Origin of the sequence: Pseudoalteromonas sp. CNC9-20 (assembly GCF_022347875.1) — a bacterium.
Classification (GTDB): domain Bacteria; phylum Pseudomonadota; class Gammaproteobacteria; order Enterobacterales; family Alteromonadaceae; genus Pseudoalteromonas; species Pseudoalteromonas ruthenica.
In genome coordinates this window covers 35,677-59,233 of the sequence record NZ_JAKRFS010000007.1, presented here as the reverse complement: position 1 = coordinate 59,233, position 23,557 = coordinate 35,677, and the positions used below count along the sequence as shown (strand labels likewise).

The 23,557-nt window shown below is 49.5% G+C and carries 15 protein-coding genes; 6 read left to right on the top strand and 9 right to left on the bottom strand.

All coding sequences use genetic code 11. The features are described 5' to 3' along the window. Positions 1-118: 118 nt before the first annotated feature. On the bottom strand, positions 119-1,879 hold the full coding sequence (ycaO, locus tag MHM89_RS16675; RefSeq protein ID WP_026111117.1) for a 30S ribosomal protein S12 methylthiotransferase accessory factor YcaO: 1,761 nt from the start codon (positions 1,877-1,879) through the stop codon (positions 119-121). Between the two features lie 153 nt (positions 1,880-2,032). Here ycaO and MHM89_RS16670 point away from each other — a divergent pair, with 153 nt between their 5' ends. Further along, positions 2,033-4,291: a penicillin acylase family protein gene (locus MHM89_RS16670; protein ID WP_239409289.1), complete on the top strand. Its 2,259-nt coding sequence runs from the start codon at positions 2,033-2,035 to the stop codon at positions 4,289-4,291. Here the strand turns inward: MHM89_RS16670 and MHM89_RS16665 are convergent. After that, complete coding sequence (locus tag MHM89_RS16665; protein ID WP_022944989.1) at positions 4,288-5,382, bottom strand: GGDEF domain-containing protein; 1,095 nt, start codon at positions 5,380-5,382, stop codon at positions 4,288-4,290. The two genes, MHM89_RS16670 and MHM89_RS16665, sit on opposite strands and share 4 nt — an antisense overlap. Positions 5,383-5,609: 227 nt before the next feature. Between MHM89_RS16665 and MHM89_RS16660 the strand changes: the two genes are divergently transcribed. From MHM89_RS16660 to MHM89_RS16650, 3 genes are all read left to right on the top strand, one after another. Next, positions 5,610-6,482 (top strand): MBL fold metallo-hydrolase, encoded by an 873-nt coding sequence (locus tag MHM89_RS16660; protein ID WP_239409288.1) that lies wholly within the window; start codon positions 5,610-5,612, stop codon positions 6,480-6,482. An 80-nt stretch (positions 6,483-6,562) separates the two neighbouring features. Continuing rightward, positions 6,563-7,489, top strand: coding sequence for a prohibitin family protein (locus MHM89_RS16655; protein ID WP_022944991.1), 927 nt, complete (start codon positions 6,563-6,565; stop codon positions 7,487-7,489). 40 nt (positions 7,490-7,529) lie between these two features. Next, a complete protein-coding gene (locus tag MHM89_RS16650; protein WP_239409287.1) occupies positions 7,530-8,264 on the top strand; it encodes an SDR family oxidoreductase in 735 nt (244 codons plus the stop codon). Between the two features lie 5 nt (positions 8,265-8,269). Here the strand turns inward: MHM89_RS16650 and MHM89_RS16645 are convergent, their stop codons facing one another. The 6 genes from MHM89_RS16645 to MHM89_RS16620 form a co-directional block, all read right to left on the bottom strand. Beyond that, on the bottom strand, positions 8,270-8,506 hold the full coding sequence (locus MHM89_RS16645) for a hypothetical protein (RefSeq protein WP_239409286.1): 237 nt from the start codon (positions 8,504-8,506) through the stop codon (positions 8,270-8,272). Further along, positions 8,503-10,110 carry a PepSY-associated TM helix domain-containing protein gene (locus tag MHM89_RS16640; RefSeq protein ID WP_239409285.1) on the bottom strand — a complete coding sequence of 536 codons (1,608 nt, stop codon included), beginning with the start codon at positions 10,108-10,110 and terminating at the stop codon, positions 8,503-8,505. The genes MHM89_RS16645 and MHM89_RS16640 overlap by 4 nt, the downstream gene beginning before the upstream one ends. Then, positions 10,107-10,394 (bottom strand): hypothetical protein, encoded by a 288-nt coding sequence (locus tag MHM89_RS16635; protein ID WP_022944995.1) that lies wholly within the window; start codon positions 10,392-10,394, stop codon positions 10,107-10,109. Before MHM89_RS16635 ends, MHM89_RS16640 begins: the two co-directional genes overlap by 4 nt. 47 nt (positions 10,395-10,441) lie before the next feature. Then, the gene (locus MHM89_RS16630; RefSeq protein WP_239385822.1) at positions 10,442-12,769 is read right to left on the bottom strand and encodes a TonB-dependent receptor; all 2,328 of its coding nucleotides are present in this window, start codon (positions 12,767-12,769) and stop codon (positions 10,442-10,444) included. Positions 12,770-12,952: 183 nt separating this feature from the next. Continuing rightward, the gene (locus MHM89_RS16625) at positions 12,953-14,167 is read right to left on the bottom strand and encodes a PepSY-associated TM helix domain-containing protein (protein WP_239385821.1); all 1,215 of its coding nucleotides are present in this window, start codon (positions 14,165-14,167) and stop codon (positions 12,953-12,955) included. Positions 14,168-14,176: 9 nt separating this feature from the next. Then, positions 14,177-16,318, bottom strand: a complete 2,142-nt coding sequence (locus MHM89_RS16620) for a TonB-dependent siderophore receptor (protein ID WP_239409284.1) — start codon at positions 16,316-16,318, stop codon at positions 14,177-14,179. Positions 16,319-16,636: 318 nt separating this feature from the next. Here MHM89_RS16620 and MHM89_RS16615 point away from each other — a divergent pair, with 318 nt between their 5' ends. Then, entirely contained in the window at positions 16,637-18,469 is a 1,833-nt protein-coding gene (locus MHM89_RS16615; RefSeq protein WP_239409283.1) for a fasciclin domain-containing protein, read from the top strand. Between the two features lie 67 nt (positions 18,470-18,536). On the opposite strand, the gene MHM89_RS16610 is transcribed toward MHM89_RS16615, so the two are convergent. After that, positions 18,537-22,709, bottom strand: a complete 4,173-nt coding sequence (locus MHM89_RS16610) for a DEAD/DEAH box helicase (RefSeq protein ID WP_239409282.1) — start codon at positions 22,707-22,709, stop codon at positions 18,537-18,539. Between the two features lie 122 nt (positions 22,710-22,831). Here MHM89_RS16610 and MHM89_RS16605 point away from each other — a divergent pair, with 122 nt between their 5' ends. Next, positions 22,832-23,518 (top strand): SDR family oxidoreductase, encoded by a 687-nt coding sequence (locus MHM89_RS16605; RefSeq protein WP_045979392.1) that lies wholly within the window; start codon positions 22,832-22,834, stop codon positions 23,516-23,518. Positions 23,519-23,557: the final 39 nt, after the last annotated feature.

The window sequence follows — 23,557 nt, the reverse complement described above, 5'->3', positions numbered from 1 at the left end:
CAACACCTTAAACTATAGTGCAGTAGCGAGGCTTGTCTAATTAATATATCAGCTAAGGTGCTGATTTTTCGGGCATAGGAACAATGCGCCCAGGCTTTGGGCGCATCATCAAAAGAGTTTAGCTATCGCTTACTTGGCGATCCCAAAACTGCGCTTTTGCTCTGTGCAGTTTGCGGTAGCCATCGAGTAGTGCGTGGTGCTTTTTGAAGCCCTCAAGTGCTAAGCCTGGGAAGCTAAGCCCGTGGAATTGTATCCGCGCTTCTGCTATTTCAATCGCGAGTTCAACATTGTCAGCACCAAACATCAGCGCCAATGAGCTTTGATAAGTGCTGTAAGCTCGTTGTTCGTCATATTTGATTTCCAAGACCGCTTTTAAGCAGCGGAAGAAGCGAATCCGCTCTGGGCTAATTTGATCGGTATGCAGAATCCACTCGACCCAATCAATGGCTTCCTCGCTTTGTGCGGCAAGGCATAGATGCGCTTTCAGCTCGCCGATGCGCAGCGTATGCCAAGGCGTGTCGGCATCAGTCACCACACCGATAAATTCAGCAGCGCGGATAATATCGCTATGTCCTGCTTCTTCTAAGCGGTCGTAGATTTCCAGCCATTGTTCGGCGTCGTATTGATCCAGTGACAGGAAGTCCTGGCGGAATTTAGCGCCCTCATTATTGTTGCGCCAGATGAGCTCATCCACAGGGTAAATATCGGATAAACCGGGTACCAAGATACGGCAGGCGTACACGTTTAAGTGCGTGTAATCCATGATGTAGATGTCGTAGCCCATGTCGTGGATCAGATCCGTGCAGAATTGGTACTCTTGCTCGGTGTTGCCGCTGAAATCCCAGTGCACAAAGTCAAAATCAGCTTGGTCACGGAAGAAGTCATAGGAGATCAGGCCGCTGGAGTCGATAAAATGTAATTCGATATTTTCTGCTGACGCCACTTCGTCGTTATCGAAGGTGGCGCATTGGAATACGTCGAGTTGGTCAAGGCGACGGCCTTGAAGAAGCTCAGTAACGGTACGCTCTAACGCCACTTCAAATGACGGGTGAGCTCCGAATGAAGCGAACACCGAGCCATCAACTGGGTTGATTAGGGTCACACTCATAACCGGGTATTTACCGCCCAACGACGCATCGGCGATGCGCAAATGAAACCCATGGCTGCGTAGCTCTTCACAGGCTTGGTGAATCTTCGGATATTGCTTCACCACCTCTTCAGGTACTTCGGGTAGGCAAATTCCTTCAGCGATAATTTGGTTTTTAATGGCGCGCTCAAACACTTCTGAAAGGCCTTGCACGCGAGCTTCGTATTTGGTGTTCCCGGCACTCATGCCGTTAGATACAAAGATGTTGCCGATGACATTGACGGGGATGTAGGCAATTTCTTCATCGCGCACACGGGTGTATGGCAGCGCACAAATACCGCGCTCGGTATTGCCGGAGTTAAAGTCATAAAGGTGAGATGGGGTGAGTTCGCGCTCAGGGTCAAAATAGTCCCATAGCTGCTCATTCATCAAACCTTCTGGCACTTGTTCGCCGTCAACGGCAAACCACTTTTCACTGGGGTAGTGGGTGAATTCGGCGTTCGCGAACTCTTCGCCTAAGTAAAAATCGGCGAAGAAGTAGTTGCAGCTTAAACGCTCAAAATACTCCCCTAACGCTGACGCTAAACACGCTTTATCGGTAGCCCCTTTACCATTGGTGAACATCACCCCACAGTCTTTATCACGGATGTGGACCGAGTAGCAGTTAGCCACCGGGTTCAGCCACAAAGCCTCTTCCACATTGATATCTAATGCCACGAGTTTGTTTTGCATGGTAGAGATAGACGATTCTAAGTCTCTGTCTTTACCTTTGATAAAAGTCTGTTCAGTCATAATGTTCTCAATAAAGCGACACGCAGTTGATTGCGAAGAAATTTTACTATGGCCGTTATTATATCGGTAACTTGCCTTTAACACGAACAAAGCTTAAAAAATGTCATACACTAGCTGTGGGCAGAATAACAATAAACTCGATATGGACAGATTATGTTGATGTGGATTAAGCGCTTAGCGATAGCAGTCATTGTTTTGCTACTTCTGGTAACGGCAGTCCTTTATGCCATTTTATATCTCAGTTTGCCAAGCCTCGATGGTCGCGGTCAAAGTCAGAGCATTGATAAAGTGGTAACGATAAAGCGCGATGCGCTAGGGCAGGCCATTGTCGATGCTCACTCAATGGCCGATGCCGCATATGGGCTGGGTTTTGCCCATTCGCAAGACCGTTTCTTTCAAATGGATTTACTGCGGCGTAATGCGGCGGGCGAACTTAGTGCGCTTTTTGGTGAGGCCGCTTTGCCATTGGATAAGAAAATGCGTTTCCATCAACTGCGTCAACGCTCAAAGCGCATTTATGCTCAGCTTAAACCGGCACAACAGCAATTGCTTCAGCGTTATAGCCAAGGCGTGAATGATGCCCAGCAGGCGCAGAGTTTAAAAACCTTTGAATACTTGTTAGTGGGCGCCGATATTGAGCCTTGGCAGCCAGTCGACAGCTTATTAGTGATTTACAGCATGTACCTCGATTTGCAAGCCGGTACTTTTGCCCGTGACATGGTGCTAGAGCGTATCGAGCAGCAGTTTGGTGCACCAATGCGACAGTTTTTAACTCAGCCTTCATCCTATCAATCTGCACTCGATAACAGCGAACTCTTGGCACCAGAGATGACGATTCCATTGCTGCCGGCTTCAGCGCAGCATGCTCAGGTACGGGAAATCATTCCTAGTTTGGAAGTGGGGAGCAACAATTGGGCTGTGTCGGGGGAGTTAACCACAAGCGGCCAACCTATGGTCGCTGATGACATGCATTTAGGCTTAGCGGTGCCCATTATTTGGTATCGTGCGCAGCTGAATTTTGCCGATACCCAAGTAACAGGCGTATCGTTACCGGGTGCGCCCGCCATTGTTGTTGGCAGTAATAACCACATTGCGTGGGGATTCACCAATGCCTACGTCGACACATCTGATTGGATTCGCCTTAGCGACGACGCTGATTTAGTCGAGGTGCAAGAGAGCATCGCCCTTGATGATGGCAGTGTGCATCAATATCGCTTACTCATGAGCGATTATGGCCCGGTGCGCGAAGTCGGTGGTCAGCGCTACGCGCTTAGTTGGGTGGGCCATTACGATTATGCCTTGAACCTTGATTTAGCTGAACTCGCCACCACCCAAACGGTCACCGAAGCCTTTCAGTTAGCGAATACAGCCGGTATGCCGGTGCAAAATCTAGTGGTTGTTGATGCCCAAGGCCAGCTAGGCTGGCAGCCCATGGGCGCTATTGCAGCACGCACTCAACCTAGTGATACCGCCATCACCGAGCAGCAATTTGAACAAGCTTGGTTTAGTAATGAGCCGCAGCGACCACGCGTGATGAACCCTAAACAGGGGCGCATTTGGACCGCCAATGCGCGTGTTATGTCAGCACAGCAGCATCAGCGCTTTGGTGATGGTGGCTATGCGCTAGGAGCGCGCCAGCAACAAATCCGCGACCGTCTCGCTGCACGTGAACAGTTTGATGAGCAGGCATTCCTTGACCTGCAACTTGATAACGAAGCGCGCTTTTTAGGCAAATGGCAGGCGCTATTGGTGACGACTTTGCAGAGCGAACCTAACTCCCCACACTTAGAGGCGGTTCGCAATTGGCGGGGCTGTGCATGCACTGATTCCATTGGCTATACCTTAGTTCGCTACTTCCGCAGCGCAGTGATGGACACCGTGTTTGCCGATATTGAGTCGGCGCTAGCACAAGAGTCTTTGTCTCTAGGGCCTATCAAACGCAACCTTGAGCCCGCCACCTGGCAGCTTTTGGCGCAGCCTCAGCGCTGGCAGTTGGGCGATAAACAGAGCTTACTGATGCGCAGCTTCGCGCTCGCGACTCAGCGTTTGCGTGACAAATTTGGCGATGATATGCAGCAATGGCAATGGGGCAAAGTGAATGCGTTAGCGCTCAAGCATCCGTTTAGCAAACAGATACCGTTGCTGAGCTCATGGCTGGATATGCCAATTACCCCCGGGTTTGGTGATAGCTTTATGCCCGCAGTGCAGCGCCCAGAATTTGGCGCTTCACAGCGATTTATTGCGCAACCGGGGCGTTTGGAACACGCTATTTTAGCTATTCCTGGTGGTCAATCGGCACATCCGTTGTCTTCGTTTTATCGGGCGGGTTATCAGCAGTTTGCTGAGCATCAAGCGACGTCTTTATTACCTGGCGAGCCCTTGCATCGCATTGAATTTCGGGCTGCTGATTAGGTGACTTGTGTCAGTGTCACTGGCGCTGACGCCGCTAAGGTCGTTTGGTCACGACCGTTGGATTTACTGCGATACAAAGCGTCATCAGCGACGTTGATAACGTCCTCCACGCTCTGCTGTGGTTGCCACTGACTAAGACCAAAGCTCATAGTCAATGACAATTCGGGGCTCACCTGCCGTGCGTCCATGGTTTTGATGGCACTGCGGATAGATTCTATCCTTGCCGAGGCGGTATCAATATCAATATTGGGCAGGGCAATAATAAATTCTTCCCCTCCCCAGCGCGCGACAACATCGCTGGCGCGAGTGTGTTCAAGTAATGTTTGCGACAGTGCTACCAGCACTTTGTCACCGACTTCGTGGCCATATTGGTCGTTAATCTGCTTAAAATAATCGATATCGCCGATAGCGACACACATGGGTTGCTCTGCTGTGCTGCAGCGATTGTGTAACTTCAACATAAGCTCTTTGGCAAAGCGTCGATTATATAATCCGGTAAGAAAATCTTTGGCTGCCATATCTGCGAGCGTAGAGCGTTGTTCTAAAGTGATACGGCGGATCAGTGCAAGGGTATAAATCATCGGCACTCCGGCGACAAGAATATTAGCGACCTCGATATAGCGTAAAAACTCACCATACGCATAGGGATAGGCAACACCGGAGAACAAAATGTATATGGCAGCAAATATAGCGATCAAGGTCAGGCTGAAGCCCACTGCACTACCCATTCGCATTTTATAATCAACCATTAAAATACATGAGACACTCCATAGATAAAACTGAAAGCCCGTTTCCGTGCCCATAAAGGCACAGGCGGCAATTGAATGTACCACTACCTCAACGCTGACCACCCTTAACCCCCAACTTTGTCGGTTATTTTTAATTAACCAAATTCCGAGTAGCCAGCTTAAGGTACTAAATATGTTCAAAATCGCTAAAGGAGTCGCGCCGATGACATAAAAGCCGGGGATCAAAGCGGCGTGAATCGCGGCAGCGAAGATAGCAACGCGTACAATAATCTTAAACTTGAGCTCTTCAACCTGCTCAAAAATGCCTTCAGCTGAGTGTGTATTGCTGGGTAGCTTCTGCAATGGACGACCTACTGCCGATGAAAAATCGTATGACTATTGAGTATAGTGCATAAGGGTAATTTTGTTAGGCTGGCAACTATATGATTTATATAGCTATTGATAGTTGTTAACAAGTCATCGGGTACTGTTACCGTCACAAAGTGACGCCGCCAAAAGCGCGAATATGAACTAAACTGCAGACAATTGCGTTCTCTACAGTAATAACAACACCATCAACAGGAAAAACAATGAAATTACCCTCGTTATTTACAGCGGCAGTGGTGGCGACTACCATGAGCGTCTCACTTCAAGCTGAAGAAGTAGAAATAAAAACTCAGCAATTGAGCGAACACATTCATGTTCTTTTCGGGCAAGGAGGCAACATAGCCGCGCACGTAGGTAAAGATGGCACCTACATCATTGATGACCAATTTGCCAAGTTAGGCCCAAAAATAAAAGCAGCGCTGAAAAATCTCAACCCGAATGCGCCTGAGTTTGTGATCAATACCCATCACCATGGTGACCATACCGGCGGCAACGAAGTGTTTGCCCAATCTGGTGCCCATGTGATTGCCCACCACAATGTTCATAAGCGTTTGCAGCAAAAGCATGGTGAGGGTTCACAGTACTTACCCAAGCTAAGCTTTGGCCAAGACTTAACATTACATTTTAACGGCGAGCATGCTAGAGCGGTACACTTTGCCCATGCGCATACCGATGGCGATGCGGTGATTTTTTTCGATACCGCCAATGTCGTGCATATGGGCGATATCTACTTTAATTTAGGTAGCTTGCCTTTTGTTGATGTGGATAGCGGAGGCAGTGTGGACGGCATCTTAGCTGCGGTTGAGCAAGTGATGACACAAATAGATGACTCCACTCAGGTGATCCCAGGGCACGGGCCTATGAGCAATAAAGCAGGGCTGCAGAGATATTATCAGTTGCTCAGCAAAGCGAAATCACTGATGGTGGCTGCGATTGATGAGCATCAAGACCTCGAGTCAGTATTGGCGGCAGACCCACTCGGGGCGCTTGAGCTTGAATACGCCAACTGGTTACCCAAAGAGCGAGTAACCACCTTATTTTACCGTAGTTTAACCATTGAGAATCACGGGCATTAATATGAATGCTTAGTTAACAAATGTGAATGGTTAACTTATACTCGTTGTTCCTACAGTGAAGTAATTAAGGAACAACGAGGATGAACGATAATAACCTACCTGATTTAACCGCCTCGGTAGGCAAGAAAAAAGGACTTATCATTTCTGTCATTGCCATGGTATTAGCCGTATTTTTGGTAATGAGTGCGATGTACACCGTTGATGAAGGTCATGTTGGCATCATTAAACGCTTTGGCGAAGCCACCGAACAAGTGAATCCGGGGCTGCACACCAAAATACCTTTCGTCGATAGTGTCGAGATGTTAGAAATCCGCACACGCAAAAACGTAGAAAAGCTGCGTGCGGCTACTCACGAGCAAATGCCCTTAACTGCTGAAGTGAGTATCAACTGGACAGTGATCCGCACCGAAGCTTTTGACCTTTTTAAAAGCTATGGCGGATTGACCCAGTTCGAAAATCGCATCTTGGACCCGAAGCTTCGCTCGGCAACAAAAGATGCGCTGGCGCGTTACAAAGCAGAAGAGCTGATTCAAAACCGCTCGCAAGTTATCGCTCGTATAGAGGAGCTGTTACTTGATGAAATGAAAGCTTATCCAGTGAAGTTAGACTCGGCGCAAATCGAAGACTTGGTATTGCCGCAAAAATACATCCAATCTATCGAGACCAAGCAAACAGAAAAGAACCTTGCGGCGGCTGAAAAGCACCGTCTAGAGCGCCAGAAGCTTGAGGCTCAGCGTGAAGTAAATACCGCAATGGCTCAACGTGATGCCGCAAAAGCAAAAGCAGACGGTAAAGCCTATTCGATTAAAATCGAGGCGCAGGCCGAAGCGGAAGCAATTAAACTAAAAGGTTTAGCGGAAGCTGAAGCGATGCAGAAGAAAGCTGAAGCCATTAAGAATAATGCCACCCTAGTTGAGTACATGCGTGCACAGCAATGGAATGGTCAGATGCCGACTACGGTTATGGGCTCAGACCAAGGTATTCTTTGGAATATGAAAGAAAAATAAGAAAAGCGGCGTTAGCCGCTTTTTTTTGTGCAGTTAAGTTATGAATAAACATACCGTACTGGTCACCGGCGCAAGTCGTGGCATTGGCGCAGCAACAGCCCGGTTGTTGGCTGAGCAAGGTTATCAAGTCGTCATTAACTACCTGAATAATCATCGCGCCGCGCAGGCACTCGTAGCAGAGATTGAACTAGGTGGTGGCGTAGCGCTCGCCGTGGCTGGCGACGTCAGCCAAGAGTCAGAGGTAGAGCGCCTCTTTGCGACCATTGATGAGCATTGCGGCGGCCTTACTCATTTGGTGAATAATGTTGGCATCTTGGCAGCGCAAACCTCGCTGGCAGGGCTCAATGCTCAGCGCATCAATCGCATTTTGAGCGTGAACGTAACCAGCGCCTTCTTATGTGCTCAAGCAGCATTGCTACGTATGCCTGATAACGGCGCTATCGTTAATGTGTCTTCAGCTGCAGCGCGCACGGGTGCGCCCTTTGAGTATCTTGATTACGCAGCATCAAAAGGAGCCATGGATAGCTTCACTATCGGCTTGGCAAAAGAGGTTGCTGCGCGAGGCATCCGCGTCAATGGTGTGCGCCCAGGCGTGATTGCCACTGATATTCATGGCGACGGCGGGGAACCAGAGCGTGTGCATCGCCTTGGGCCGCAGTTACCCTTAGGCCGTTGTGGGTATGCTCACGAAGTAGCACAAGCCATTGCCTGGCTACTCGGTGAACAAGCAAGTTTTACCACTGGCACTTTTATTGAGGTCAGTGGTGGCGCTTGAGGTTGTTATTGCTGGTCAGGCTTGCCTAAGCTCAAGGCGATAACTATCCCTGCTAATAAGGCACTGGCAATGAAAGCGAAAGCGCCGCCGATAACGCCGTAGACATAAACAAACCCCCAAGCTGCTAAGCCATAACCAAGCACCGAGCTCAGCACAGTGAGTGGGGTTTTAGGGTGTTTACGCACTAACCCGGTGGCGGCCAACAGTAGCATCGAGACACACACGAGTATTATTAGCTTCATACTTGTTGCTCCTGATTAACAAGCTGCGACTGAGTTGCAGCGCCTTTATAGAGGCGTCTAAGGGCGTAGTAGCAACCCAAGCCAATAGCAAAAAAGCTGATATCAATACTACTTACCAATAAGCTGCCAGCATTAAACACGTGGTTTTCAGAGAGTAAAACATTAAGCGGTAGCACCAACAACGCTAAGCTGCCTATGCATGCTAATGTCGCTTGGAAATAGCGATGATAATGCCAAGGTAATGCGCCCAGCAGTAACCAGAGCAACCACGAATAGAAAAACAGCGGGCCGATAACGGCATTGTGCGTGGTGGGTGGAACATAGGCATTGATGAGCACTTGCGCCGGAAACAGTAACATACAGGCCAGTACTAAGCCGCCACAGCTGCCAATAATAAAGCGATTCCAGCGCTGATAAGCTTTGTGGCTTAAGCTCGGGTTGTTGCCTCGAGCGCGTTTACTTAACCACATCATGATCCCTGACAGTGGCAATAGTGCTGTGGTTAAGCCCAGTGCAGTCCACACGAGCTTGATAAAAATCCCACCGAAATTACCAAAGTGCAAGGGAAACAATAGCTCTAACACTTTGATGGACACGCCGGGGATATCGCCAAAGCTACTCATTGATTTTATGTACTCGCCATCGCCGTGATAATGCAGTAACTGCGAGGCCACCGACTCCCCGCCAAGCAAACGCAGGTAGACTTCGCTGTTGGCGTCGTTATGCGCCATAATCGTGGCATCAAGAATATGGGCATCGGCGAAGCGCTGCTCGGCATCAGCAAGAATATCGGCCAGTTGGGTCGGTTGATACTGATGGCTAATGACTGGCTCAGGAATAGCGGTAAATGTTTCCACCAGCTTATCTTGATCGCCGCCAAAGTTAACCAAAGCGGCGGCTGGCAATAAAATAACCGTCGCTAGGCCAAGGAATGCCCCGGTAAAACCAATCACGCCATGAAAGAGACTTCCCCAAATCCCCATGATTTTGTGCCCGTCACTTACCCACAGACTGGTCCCTTTATGGCGGCGAAAGGTAAACAGTTGCCGCAAAAACTGACGGTGGATAAACAGCCCGGTGAGCGTCGACACCAACAGCGTCAAACCTAGCACCCCTGTGAGTATTAGCCCAATCGGTCGGCCGAGATGTAAGTCGGCATGAAAGTGGCCAATAAAGCTGGCAGCATCTGTTTTGCGCTCAGCATAGAAGGTTTGGCTCGGACCATAGTAAGTCGATTGCAACGCCAAGGTGTTGGGATGAAATTGAAAAACGTGCGCCACAGCCTGGTCGTAATTGTCATCACCATGATGCGATTCAAATAACAAGGTCAGTAAATGAGTGTTATGGCCGCTAGGCAGATACACATGAATATTTTCACCGAATGGTGCGGGTACTTGCTCATGGTATTGATTCACAAGCTCAGTGATTGCTTGCGCTGGTATTTTTGGAGCTTGCTGAATTTCGGGGTTCGCCCATATTTTCAGCTCAGGGCGACTCAATACCGCAATAGCACCACTAAAGGCGACAATAAATAGCAATGCAGCGGTAATAACTCCCACCCAACTATGGATACTAAAGAGCTTCTTGATGGTTAATGATTTCATCCTGTTGCTCCTGTTAGGGCGATAAAACTCAATACGCCATGAATAACTATCAGCAGTACCATTACTGCCAACGGATGCCATGCCTTTTCCGCCATATATGCGTACATAAATAGCGCCGTCCAAATAAGCGGAAACAGCATAATTGGCATGAGAATTTGCTCGCTCATGGCAAAAGGTAAATAGGTTGTCATGCCCGGAATAATCACTACCGAGGTGAGCAGTGCCAACACGCAGGCAAGAAAGTGCCGACGCTTGGTGGCACTGAAGGTGCGTTTTTTTGTCATATTATTGCCCCTTGAGCGCGGCGCTGGGCCGCGCGATGAATGCCTAACTAAAATTGTGCTTCGAAGCGCACACTGAAGGTGCGCGGAGCGCCTAAGGTTTGGTTGCCAAGTCCCGCTGGGGCTAACACAACATATTGCTCATCAAGCGCATTTTGCACTAAGGCGTACACACCATAATGCTGCCATTGGTAGCCGACACGGGCATTGACCAGCCAGTAGGCGTCATTGCGTGGGTCTAACCCCTGCTCTAAGGGTGTGGATAGGCGTTGGGAGCTGCCGGTGTAGCTGGCATTCACATTGGCGACCCAACCTTGATGTGAGAAGTAATCAACTCCCATTAGCGCAGTCCATTGCGGCGCACCGGCGAATTCGCGTCCGCTGTAATTGGTCTCAACGCCATTAAAGAGTTGCACGAAGTCGTCAAACTCTGTTTGCGAATAACCAATACCGCCATAGAAGCGAGTGCTTGGGTTGAGCGAGTAACTTAATTCGGTTTCAAAACCTTGGACATGGGACGCGCCAACGTTGCGAACCTCACGATCATATTGGTTACTGGATAGATAGACATCAACTTGCTGGTCTTCCCAGTCCAAATAAAAGAGATTGGCGTTGAGTACTAATGCGTCGTCAAGCCATACGGAACGCATTGCTAACTCGTAGTTCCAAGTGTATTCGGGGTCGAACGTAAAGGGCGTCGACTGGGCGATATTAGTGCCCACACCTCCTGAGCGATAACCGCGTTGCACTGTAAAACTAGATGATACGTCATCATTGAAGCGATACGTAGCGCCCACTTTGGGCAGCCAAGCATCAAAGTCAGCGTCTTCAACGGGCTCGTCGCCTGAGGCGTCGGCGGCCATCGCGTATAATTGCTGATTAATGCCGCCAATCAGTTGTGCCAGCATGGGATCAAACGCATAGTCACTGGGTTGTGGTAGCGCTTGTTCGGTGCGTGCACTGATACTGATATCGGTGGTGTTGCCGTTTTCCTGTTGTTCGCGGTCATAGCGTAGGCCAGCGAATACGTCCCAGTGGTTGTTTAGCTCATAGGTAAAATCAGCGAACAAGGCGGTGGTGGTGATCCCTTGCACATAATGGGCAGACTGGCTAATAAACAAGGGGTCAGCGCCACGGTATAATTGCAGAACTTGTTCGGCTAACACAGCGGGTAGTCCCAGCCCGCCAAACTCTGGGGGGGCTGTCAGTAACGTGCGTACACCCAGCTGCTCAAAGGTGACACCACGCTCGCCACTGCTGATGTCATTAACATCAACATCGGAATAGTAAAGCCCGATCAACCCACTGAGGCGTTCACCATCATAGGTTAAGCGCAGTTCTTGAGAAGTGGTTTTGTCTTCGCGGCGATCGGTGAGTGTTGATTGCGGTCCAACCATCGACGCATCGCCATCCCATTCATAGCCATACTTTGAGTTAGAGTAAGTAGTGATTGCAGTGAGACGCCAAAAATCAGTAAGGTCGTACTGCATATTGAGCGCATACATGTCGGTATCGGTAAACTCAAAGGTTGGTGAGTCGAGATAAACGTAACGATCATCGAAGATATCGTTAATCGGATAAGCCGTATTACCGCTTTGTGTCGCTACCCATTCGATGCCTTTTTCGTTTTCGCTGTGCATAAAGCTCAGTTGTGCTTCAAACTGGGGTAAGGCTGTCGGCGTATAGCGTAGCTTAGCGCGATAGAATTCATTGTCGTCAAAGTCCGACTCTTCACCGGTAGCCACATTGGTGTTGTAACCATCACTATCACGTTTTTCAGCACTGAGACGAAATGCCAGTTCATCCTCAACCAGGCCACCTCCAAGAGCAATGGCGGCCTCTTGAGCACCGTATTCGCCCATGCCCAGGCGAGCTTTCAAACTGTATTCTTGCTCTGCATCGCGGGTATTCATGACCACCGCGCCTGCCAGTGCATTACGGCCTTGCAGGGTCGATTGCGGGCCTCGAAGAACCTCCACCTGGCTGATATCCCAAGTAGAAAAGCCGCCTTGTTGCATCATTCTGTACGGCACAGGCGCGCCATCGATATACACACTGGCTAAACCGCCAGAGCCGCCGCCGGTAACATTAAACGCATCAATGCCACGAATATTAAAGCCTGCACCGTCAGTTCCAGATACGTTGGGGGTACGAGCAAGGACATCATAGAAGGTATTGAGGTTCTCACGCTCTACCGTTTGCTCTGTTATTACGGCAACGCTGGTGGGGGTTTCTTGTAGACCGCGATCAATTTTTTGACCACTGACAATAATCTTTTCGATATCCTGAACATCGGCGTGAACGGTTAAGCTGTTTGCTGCACATAACGCCAAAGTAATAGCACTGGCTAAGGGGGCGAGAGCGGGAGAGGACTTCATAATAATTCCCTGTATGAAAAATGAAAATCGTTCGCATTATAGATCTGTTATGTAAGTACAAACAATAATCATTTGTTCATTTTTTGCTAATAAAGCTGATTAAGCGCTAATTTTTTACTTTCAACTCAATAGTTAAGGGATTAATTGTTATTTTTAGAGTGGTAGCACTATTGCAACACCCTCTTACTTCTCAACGCCGAGCACCGGCGAAAATAACTGCGCCGGAACGTTGCGCACACTAAATGACATACTTGTGGCAACCACCGAGGCAAGCACTAAGGCAATAGCGATAACACCGGATAGCCCCAGCCAGCGAATAGCAGAGGTTTTACGTCGCACTCGTAACCAGCCCATCACCACACCGGCACCGCTCACAAAGGTCATCAGCGCGCCAAAGAACGCCCAAATGAGCTTAGTGCCGAGGCCGGCGAAGTTACCAAAGTGCAATGGATCGGCGGTGTCTTTTAGGCGCGGCACTAAGGGCAGCTGCTCGCCTTTTTGAATACCTAATACGGCACCTGTTGCTGGGTGCAAATAGACCTTATTGGCGCGTAGACGCAGCAGTATATCGTCGTTGTAACCGCGAATTTGGATAGCCTGATGACTGTGTTGTGGGTAGCTGATATAGCGAATATCTAAACTTGGGAAGGCCTGCTTCGCTGCTTGATAAGCGGCACTCAAAGTGAGCGGCGGGCGTGTGCTCTTTTCATTTTGATTGGCCAATTGGGTCACTGCTGGCGGCGGTGCAACATAATGATCTATCTTCGCCGTTTGTAGGCCGTGTTCAACTAAATACCATAACCCCGTTAGTGCCATCACCAAGATAAACCAGTAGCTCCACAAACCGAGGAGTTTATGCCAATCGGACCAGCTATTGCGCTTGCTAAGTGTGAGAGCAGCGGGGCGCTTCAAAAAATGACGCCACCACTGACGATATACGTAAAGGCTGGACACCAACAACACCACTAACAGTAAGCTTAAGCTGGTGATGATAAGCTTCCCCGTCCAGCCCATGGATAGGGTCATATGCCAGTTACGCAAGAATCGTGAGATACGCGCCCACGGCCCTTCTCCGAGTAATGCACCGGTGGCACCATCCACATACACGAAGCGAAAAGACCCTTGTATTTTTAACTGAACTTCAGTGGCGAGATAGTCTTGTTTATGGCGAGCTAGATACATCACCTGAGCACCGGGGTAATGCGTATTCAAGGTGCGTTCAATGGCGGCAAAATCGGTGTCGCCACTGTCACTGATAGCGCGAAACTGACTATCACTCAGGTACTCAAGCTCGTGACTGAGCGTTGCCAAAGTACCCGATAAACAAGTCACAAAAAGCAGGGCGCCAACAAACAGCCCTGCCCATGAGTGCACATTAAACCACTGCCTAGCGCTCACTGGTATTCCTTAAAAACGATACTTGGCGCTCACATAAATGCGACGAGGCTCGCCAGGGAAGTGCCCTGTACGGGTAATAAAGCCGCTGGATGCATACTCTTTGTCGAAGAGGTTTTTAACCGAGAGCTGCCATTGCCAGTTTTGATACTGGGTTTGCCATGCCATATTGTAAATGGTGTAAGGCTTCACCGGCAATCCACCTAGGCTCATTTGCTCGTCGACATAGTCTAAACCTGCGGAAATTGATGAGTTAAGCTGTGGCAGCTCATAGCGAGTCCAGACTCCCAGCGTGTTTTGTGGCGCATTAGCAAACTTGTCGCTGTCGGGAATTTGGTTGCGAATGCTATCACTGGATTCGGTGATTCGCGTGTCGTTGTATGCATAGCTTGCGGTGATCACCCAACGCTCGGTAATATCTCCCACCACTTCCAGCTCAATACCCTTACTTTGCACTTCTCCCAAGGCCACCAAATCATCGGTGCCATCATTGCCAATATCACCGAGCAAGCTGGGCTGTAAGATATTCTCGCGAACAATATCGTAGGTGGCAATGTTCACCGCGAGGCTGTCATCGAAAAGTTTAGTTCTTAGCCCTAACTCATTGATACGGCTGTGTTCTGGGTCAAACGGGCCACCAGCAGCAGGGTCTTGATTGCTCGCGCTTTGCGGCACAAATCCGGTACCGTGCAAGGCATAAGGGAAGAACATGTCATTGATGTTATAGCTGGTGCCGAGACGATAAGTTATATCGCTGTCGGAGAACTCGGTGTGATTAAGCTCATCACGGTCTTCAAAGTGATCGTAACGTAGCCCTGCAGTCACACTCCATTGGTCGGTTAAGTCGACTTGGTCTTGTGCATAGACCCCCCAACGCGTCAGCGTAGTCGCGCTCAAGCGAGAGGCAATGGCGTCCATGTTATAGTCGGCGCGTGAAGTTAGACCATACTCAGGGTTGTGTAGGTCGAGCCCGGGCACGGGGCCGCCTTTACTCTGTTGCCGTGCAGTACGGTAATCGCCAGCAAAGTCATGTTTATACCAATCACTACCAAGCAGTATTTGATGCTGCGTATCGCCAAGTTGCAACTCAGCAATAGCGTTGGCTGTTAGACTAAAACCTTCATTTTCGCGTATTTGATCACGAAATTCGCGATGGCTCCAGTCAGCCACGCCGTCGTTGTCAGTATCGACTAGGCCGCGAGGCTCATGGTAATTCTGTAGTTCCTCGTTATCGAAGTAACGTGCGGTGATATCCATTCGCCAAGTATCATTCAGGTCATGTTTTATAATGGCTTGATAAACATGGGCCTCAACGTTCTGAAAGTCAGTCGCTTCGTTGTGATTCCAACTAATGTCGGTGATGAAGTTACCTTGTTCGTCTACAGGAACGCCACGCAAGCGTGCGCCTCCTAGCTCTTGTTCTATATAGGTATACTGTAGCGTCAGCTCGGTATCGTGAGTGGCCAGCCAGGTATAGCCCAGATCGACAATGGTGTTGTCGGTGGTGGTGTTGGCGCGAAAGGGCTCTTCGCTATCACGGTATAGACCAACGCGATAGGCATGAGCGTCGGAGTCACTGATGGCGCCGGTGCTTTCAAACGCTCCGCTAAGATAATCATCATTACCTACCTCTAGTTCTACCGTGGTTTGCTCACTAAACTGCGGCTTTTTAGTCACGTAGTTAATAATGCCGCCTGGGTTACCACTGCCATACACTGCGCCAGCTGGTCCTTTGAGCACGGCGACTTGTTCAATATTAAATAGCTGGGGAACGGCAAAACCATTAAATGGGTCGCCCTTTACACCATCATAGAGAATTTCGTCTTGGCGAAAGCCGCGAAAGGTCACCCCTGAATAACTAAACGCATTAACGCCGGCGATATTGCTGTATAAATCGGTGATCTGCCTTGCAGCTTGATCGCTTATTAATGCTTGTGGCAGTACCTGAATCGACTGTGGAATTTTTTCCAAAGGCGTATTGGTGCGGGTACCGAAACTTGACTCTGTTGGCCGATAAAGAGAAAACGCGCGACCAACTACCTCAATTTTCTCTATGGTATCGTTATTCGCTTGATCTTGCTCGGTGGCCGTATTGGCAAGAGTAAGAGCCGGTAAAGAGCTAATTACAGCTAAGAAAATAGAAAAGTAGCGCATAGTTATTGTAGTAAGTAAAACTGAAAACAGAACTTAATTATAATGAAAACAATTATCACTTACAACTTGGTTGTATAAGGCTTATATAAAATTGAGCAATAGTTAGGAGCACTCTCGATGCTTTATCTTTGCTCTGAAAGCGATAAAAATCTCAATTTATTTAGATAGTTACTATGTGGTTGTGATAGAGAGAATCACCGTTGTTTGTTGATGATGTAGGCACAGCTTGTATAAATAAAGTAACACTTTATTGATCTTTTATTATCGTTACCGACGTAGTTGAGTTTGCTGTCTCACTTAAAAAAAAGGAAAGCAAACGTGAAAGACTATCTGAAATTAACGCTCATAGCAGGTTTGTTGGCGCTTACTACTGCTTGTAGCGATGATGATGACAACGATACTGCTGTCGTCGAGCCGCCCGAAGCGCCCATTACTACAGTGGTTGATGTTGCCGCTGCGTCTGAGGATTTTGAAACCTTGACCGCTGCACTTCAGGCCACCGGGCTAGATGCCACTCTCAGCGATACCGACAGTCAATTTACAGTGTTCGCACCCACTGATGACGCTTTTGCCTTGCTTGGGCAAGAAACCATTGATGCCTTGCTTGAGGACCCTGATACCCTCTCGGCGATCCTCACTTATCATGTTTTGGACTCTCGGGTCAGCTCAAGTGCCGCAATTGACGCCGCAGGCTCAACTGTTGCGACAGTCAATGGTGCAGCATTGGGCTTGTCTTTATCTGGTGACGAGTTATTGGTCAACACGGCAACCGTGACCACCACGGATATTAGCGCCAACAACGGCGTGATCCATGTGATTGATGCGGTATTGACGCCGCCACAATCGCAACCGCAGCAGCCAACGATGAATATTATTGAAACAGCGGTTGCCAGCGACGACTTCACCACCTTAGCGGCGGCCCTTGAAGCGACTAATTTGGTCGCAACCTTGAGTGACGAATCGCAGGAGTTCACTGTTTTTGCTCCGACTGATGCGGCTTTTGCGGCATTAGGGCAAGCCACTATCGACACGTTACTGGCCAACCCTGAAGTGCTCAAAGAGATTTTGTTGCAGCATGTTGTCAGTGGCTCGGTAGACTCAATCACGGCATTTTCTTTGAATGGCCAACAAGCACAGACGGTATCAGGCAATCAGATAGATATAACCATTGATGGCGAAAACGACACGCTAAAATTTGGTGATGCCACAGTGACCATGACAGACATCCAAACTACTAACGGTATTATCCATGTGCTCGATACTGTTGTTGTCGGTGAAGTTCAAGTTCCGGCACCAGCACAATCTGTGGTTGATGTCGCCGTCGGTAATGGCAACTTCAGCACTTTGGTGGCGGCTTTGCAAACCACTGGGCTGGATACCACTTTAGCCGATTTAGAGCGTGAATTTACCGTTTTTGCCCCGACCGATGCGGCCTTTGAGCAGCTTGACCAAGCTACTGTCGATGCGCTATTTGCCGACGCTGAAGCGCTATCAGATTTGTTGCTTTATCACGTACTTCCTGATGCCACAGTGCAATCAGACGCCGCCATTGCTGTGGCTAACTCAGAGCAGCCGATGATCACCATGGCCAATGGCGATACAGCGACGTTATCGCTGAAAAATGACATGTTGTACATTGACAATGCGCAGGTAACCACCGCCAATGTGGCTGCTGACAACGGTGTTATTCATGTGATTGATAGCGTGCTAATGCCGCCTAGTGGGCAGTCAATCGTCGATGTTGCCGTAGCCGATGGTAATTTCACAACCCTAGTCAGTGCGTTGCAAGAGGCTGGGCTTGAGCAAACCTTGGCAGACTTAGAGCGCGAGTTTACGGTGTTTGCTCCCACCGATGCGGCGTTTGATAAGCTTGACCAAGCGACCTTAGATGCGCTGTTAGCCGATCCTGAAGCGCTTACAAATGTACTTTTATATCATGTAGTTGCTGATGCTACGGTGAGCTCTGATGCGGCCATTGATATCGCTAATTCAGACAACCCAATGGTCACCATGGCCAATGGCGATATGAGCACTTTGTCACTGCAAGATGGGACGCTGTATATCGACGAGTCGGTGGTGAGCACGGCGGATGTGGCAAGTGACAATGGTGTCATCCACGTCATCGACACCGTTTTGATGCCCATGCAATAAGTACAACTCAGTGCAGACAGCCGGCCCGCTTATTTAAGCGGGCTTTTGTGCTTGTTGTGGTACAGAGTTAAAAGGTGTCTTTAAGCATAGCCATCATCTCGCTGACACTGAGCTGTGCAGTGCTATCAAAATCACTGAGTAAGGTGTCGGCTAATTCGCGCTTGTGCTGATGCAGGGCGAGAATCCTTTCTTCAATGGTGCCTTTGGCAATGAGTCGGTAGATGGTTACTGGTCGTGTTTGCCCCATACGGTGAACGCGATCAGAAGCCTGTTGCTCCACCGCTGGGTTCCACCAAGGATCCATATGAATAACATAGTCGGCCGCCGTGAGGTTCAAGCCTGAGCCACCGGCTTTAAGGCTAATTAAGAACACTTCCCCTTGGCCTTGCTGGAAGGCCTCAATACGTGCTTTGCGCGCAGCGGCTGGGGTGCTGCCGTCTAGATATTGATAGGCGATGCCACGGCGCTTAATATGCGCTTCCAATAACCGCAAATGGCCGACAAATTGGCTAAAAATAAGTGCTTTATGATTATTCTCAAGTAGCTCCTGTAGTAGTTCATCAAGGGCTTCGAGTTTACTACTGGTTAAGGTGCTTTGTGGCATTGCTAATTGTGGGTGACAACTAGCCTGACGCAACTTAGTCAACTGCGCCAACATTTGGATGCGTTGTTCACCGGGATTATCGATCTGCTCTAGTTGTTGCAGTTGCTCAAGGGCCTGCTGGCGCAGCGCTTCATAAAAATGCTGTTCTTCGTCGCTCAATGGGACTAACTGGTTAATCTCTGTCTTTTGCGGCAGCTCCTGCAAAACTTGCGATTTTAAGCGGCGTAGCATAAAAGGTTTGATCAGTTCCTTGAGCGCCCGGCGTGCCTTTAAGGCCTTGGCCGGCTCCTGCTCGGCATTCTCAATGACGTGGGTAAAGCGGCGACTAAAGCGTTTTAAGTTGCCCAGCAAACCAGGATTAATAAAGCGAAACAAACTCCACAGTTCGGTGAGGTTGTTCTCAATGGGGGTGCCTGTGGTGATCAGTTTAAATTCGCCTTTTAGGGCGTACGCAGCGCGAGTGCGTTTAGCCAGCGGGTTTTTTAACGCCTGAGCTTCGTCGGCAATAATGCTATGCCAGCGGATGGGCTCAAGTAACTCAATATGACGCTGTAGTTGCTGGTAGCTGATCACTAAACCATCGCCGGCGCCAAGCGCCTGAACTTTTTGCGCTCTGCTCTGGTGATCTTTTAGTTCTGAGAATTGTGTTAGCGTTAAGGTCGGAGCGAAGTGCTGCGCCTCTTGCTGCCAATTAAAGCATACCGAGGTAGGGGCAATGATCAGCGCTGGGCCATCCCCGGCGCGGGCAACTAACACCGCCAAAGCCTGCACCGTTTTGCCTAAGCCCATATCGTCGGCTAAACATCCTCCCGCACCCCAGTGGGCGAGACGCATGGCCCAGTCAAAACCTTGCAATTGATAGTCGCGCAAATGTGCTTGAAAGGTGCTGGGGAGTGGCGGCTGTAACGTATTGGCTTCACGCATGCGGCGATCTAATTGCTCCCAGCCAGGCACAGTTTGCATGCGCATACCTGTGGTATGGTCGCGAATTAAGCGGCTGGTTAGCGGGTGATATAAGCCCTGATCGGCAGCCCCGCTGAGCACTTCGAGCTGCTGTTTGAGTTGCTCACTGAGCGCCACAATACGATTATCTTCCAAGGTAATAAAGCGCCCCCCACTCGTGGCGAAAGCGGTGATCAAAGCTTGCCACTCCAGCACCTTACCATCGTCCAGTGTGGCGCTGCCGGTAATATCAAACCACTCATTTTTTTGGCTGATACTGAGTTGTAAATGCTCACTTTTTAGTGGCTGTGTTAGGGTAATAGCTTTTCCTCGCGGCCAGCGCAGCTTGAGCGGTAAATCAGGGTGTTGGTTGGCTAACGCCAATTGCAATTGCTCTAAAGTGACTAACGCAGGTTGCCAATCGGGTTGTGACAAGCTGGTGTCGGTCATGGCCTGGAAATCACTGCAATGCTCATCGAGTTGCTCGAGCAAACGTTGTTCGTAGGCGAGATCGCGCTGTAGAGCAATACGCTTGCCGTCAATATGAGCACTGACATTGCGGCTGCCCACCCCTGGCTTCATGGTTGGGCCATGCTCGCCAAAAGGCATCACTACGCAGTCGAACTTTAACCCCGACGCCAAAGGGCTAATATTGATCACTAATTCAGCAGCGGGTTCTGTTTGTATGAGTGCTTCGCCGATGCCATCGATGTCTGACTCGATGTTTATCAATGGCGCAATGGCGCGGATGCTTTGCAGTGCTTTTGCTTTCGCGTGACTGGGTATGGTGAGCCCCGCTTCGCCAACGATATTAACCACTTGCAGATGCTGTTGCTGAAAAATGGTGAACTCACACACCCCAGGGCGAGGCATACGTACCGAGGTAAGTGGCGGCTCTGCCTGATAAATCTGGGTGGGCAACTGGGCGATACTGAGGCTAAGCTCCTCGCCATGGGTGACGATGCGGAGGCTAGGCTCGCGCTGCACCAGCTCCAAAGCATGGCCTTGCTCATCAACAATATTGTCGGCGCCGACGGCACAGGGTAGGGCGCTGGCAAGGGGTAAATGGTATTCTTTGCTGCGGTAGAAGTCATGGCCGGTGCGCACGTCGATTTGGGCGCAGATAGCCTGGTCTTGGTGGCTCAGGTTAAAGCTCTGAGGCTCTTTATGCAGGCGCTGTAACGACACGGCTTTGCCTTTACTCCAACCATGTTTACTGCGTTTTTGTTGTTTTGGTTTGAGTGTTGCTGCAAAACGCTCAGAGGTTAATTGCCATACTAACCGAGTGTCTTCATCGCGTGTGTTGTCAGTTTGAGTATCGAGTGCAAGCAGCTGTTCAAGGGCTATATCCCAGCTTTCTTGGCTTCGGAGTAAATGCGCAATATTGATGGGAACGTCGGTAGATAAGTCGTCAAAATGCTGTAAAAATGCGCTAAACAGCTGGCATTGGCTATGTTCGAAGAAGCGTTGAGCTGGGTCTTTGAGCGCTAATAACCACGGCTCCGGTGATTGCGAGCTCCAGCGGTACGCTGCCAGCGCAAACACCACATAAAGCTGATAATTCAACTCTCCTTTGCGACAGAACCCCAAGTAATCGGCGCGAAATCGGTAACTATCACGGCCTTTGAGATGATGCATAAAGCGCCTTAAAACCAACTCGATAGTCAGTGCAAATTCGCTGCGTTGTTTGTCTTGTTGTTGGTGATCCAGTTGCTGCTCTAGAGTCTGCAAGGGGCTGCGGTCTTGGCCACTACCTAGAGTGAGCAAGGTGAGCTGGTAAAAAAGTCCGTAGATCCCTTCTAGGTATTGCTTTTTACGCCGTTGATATCGACTTTTGGCCTGTAGTGCCTGTTCAAATAACTGCTTCGCTGCTGCGAATTGTTGTTGTAAAAAAGCAGCACTGCCTTGCAGTAATAAACTATATAACTCGGTATCTTGCGGATTAATATGGGCCGCGAGTTGAGTGATATCGCCACGCCATAGATATTGCTCCGCCTTTAGATTGTGTAGCCAGGTGTTGTCCGGCACTGCGACACAAGCTTGATGCAAGTATTGCACTAGTACTGCCGTGCTTTGGCCTTGTTGCCGATGTGCTGCCAGTAGGGTGGCGAAGGCTTGATATTGTAAACGTGCATCCAGGGTCTTGAACTCATCAAGGTTAAAGGGATAGAACACCAAGCCGCACAGCGCCGGACTTTGTTGCCAATCAAGTTGTAGTGGATTTTTAGGCAGTGCCAACAGCTCCATCACCCGCTTGTGTTCACCAAAGAAATACATATCGCGAATAAGGCGACGCTGATCGGCGGTTTGCTCTTGCCACTGGTAACTACTCAACACCGGAACCACGGTCTCGGCAGCAGTTAACATCGCCAAGTAATGATTTTTAGCTATGGCGCTGCGCACCAGTGAATTGGCGACTAAACGGTTAATGACCACGCCGTGGCGACTTTGCTGCACCAGTTCTAAGGCTTTTAACTCGGTAATGGCATGTTTCAAAGTTTTGTCGCTGAAGTGCGCGATTGCAGCCATGTCCGAATGCTGCACAATGCGTGTCAGGGCATGCAACTCAATCGGTTTATAAATGGCGGCTAACACTCGGGCAAGGTGTTGTTGCTCTTGGCTAAGCTCATTAAAGCGGTGCAATAGCTCAGCAATAGTGTCGTTCAATTCAGCGGTTAGGGCGATAAAATGCATGGTTATGGCAGTGCAATGGCGATTGCGACACGCTAGCAAAGCCAAGGTTTTTGCACAAGTGGGTTGTTTTTGCCTGTAACCCCCCAAGGTCTATAAGGTCAGTTTAATTAAAAGGAGAGTGTATGAGCGAGAAAATTGTGTTGATCACTGGCGCTTCCAGCGGCATTGGTGAAGCCACGGCACGTAAACTTGTGGCTGAGGGGCATAAGGTGGCATTGACCGCCCGCAGTGAGGATAAGCTTACTCAGTTGGTACAAGAGCTTGGCGAAGACTTTGCCGTAGCGTTTGCCTGTGATGCCACCGATTATGATGCACTTAAAGATGTTGTTGAGCGTACGGTGATGCATTATGGGCGCTTGGATGTGGCTTTTGCTAATGCCGGTACTGGAGTGAGCAAAGCGGGCACAGAAAAGGGCGACCCACAGCAATGGCAGAAGATGATAGACATTAATATTAATGCCTTGCTATATACCGCTCATGCCAGCTTGCCACATTTGCGGAAAACCCAAGGGCAATTCATTCTTACTAGCTCGGTTGCTGGGCGCATGCCATTGAAGGGGTCTATTTATGGCGCGAGTAAGTGGTTTGCCTATGGCTTTGGTCAAAACCTGGCGCTAGAAATGGCTCAGTGGCAGGGGCGTTGCACCACTATCACCCCGGGCATGGTGGACACGCCATTTTTCGACGAACCGAAACCGGATAAGCTTGCCGCTGACGATATTGCCGACGCGGTTTACTATGCTATCAGCGCTGATGCCAGGGCGAATGTGCGTGAAGTGCATGTCATGCCGACACAGATGGACAGCTAGCAAGATTGATAAGTAAGGGCCGCTTGGCGGCCCTATCAC

Bases quoted from the DNA above. Each gene is read 5' to 3' on its own strand.
- ycaO (WP_026111117.1), bottom strand. From the start codon at position 1,879: ATGACTGAACAGACTTTTATCAAAGGTAAAGACAGAGACTTAGAATCG.
- MHM89_RS16670 (WP_239409289.1), top strand. From the start codon at position 2,033: ATGTTGATGTGGATTAAGCGCTTAGCGATAGCAGTCATTGTTTTGCTA.
- MHM89_RS16660 (WP_239409288.1), top strand. From the start codon at position 5,610: ATGAAATTACCCTCGTTATTTACAGCGGCAGTGGTGGCGACTACCATG.
- MHM89_RS16655 (WP_022944991.1), top strand. From the start codon at position 6,563: ATGAACGATAATAACCTACCTGATTTAACCGCCTCGGTAGGCAAGAAA.
- MHM89_RS16650 (WP_239409287.1), top strand. From the start codon at position 7,530: ATGAATAAACATACCGTACTGGTCACCGGCGCAAGTCGTGGCATTGGC.
- MHM89_RS16645 (WP_239409286.1), bottom strand. From the start codon at position 8,506: ATGAAGCTAATAATACTCGTGTGTGTCTCGATGCTACTGTTGGCCGCC.
- MHM89_RS16640 (WP_239409285.1), bottom strand. From the start codon at position 10,110: ATGAAATCATTAACCATCAAGAAGCTCTTTAGTATCCATAGTTGGGTG.
- MHM89_RS16635 (WP_022944995.1), bottom strand. From the start codon at position 10,394: ATGACAAAAAAACGCACCTTCAGTGCCACCAAGCGTCGGCACTTTCTT.
- MHM89_RS16630 (WP_239385822.1), bottom strand. From the start codon at position 12,769: ATGAAGTCCTCTCCCGCTCTCGCCCCCTTAGCCAGTGCTATTACTTTG.
- MHM89_RS16620 (WP_239409284.1), bottom strand. From the start codon at position 16,318: ATGCGCTACTTTTCTATTTTCTTAGCTGTAATTAGCTCTTTACCGGCT.
- MHM89_RS16610 (WP_239409282.1), bottom strand. From the start codon at position 22,709: ATGCATTTTATCGCCCTAACCGCTGAATTGAACGACACTATTGCTGAG.
- MHM89_RS16605 (WP_045979392.1), top strand. From the start codon at position 22,832: ATGAGCGAGAAAATTGTGTTGATCACTGGCGCTTCCAGCGGCATTGGT.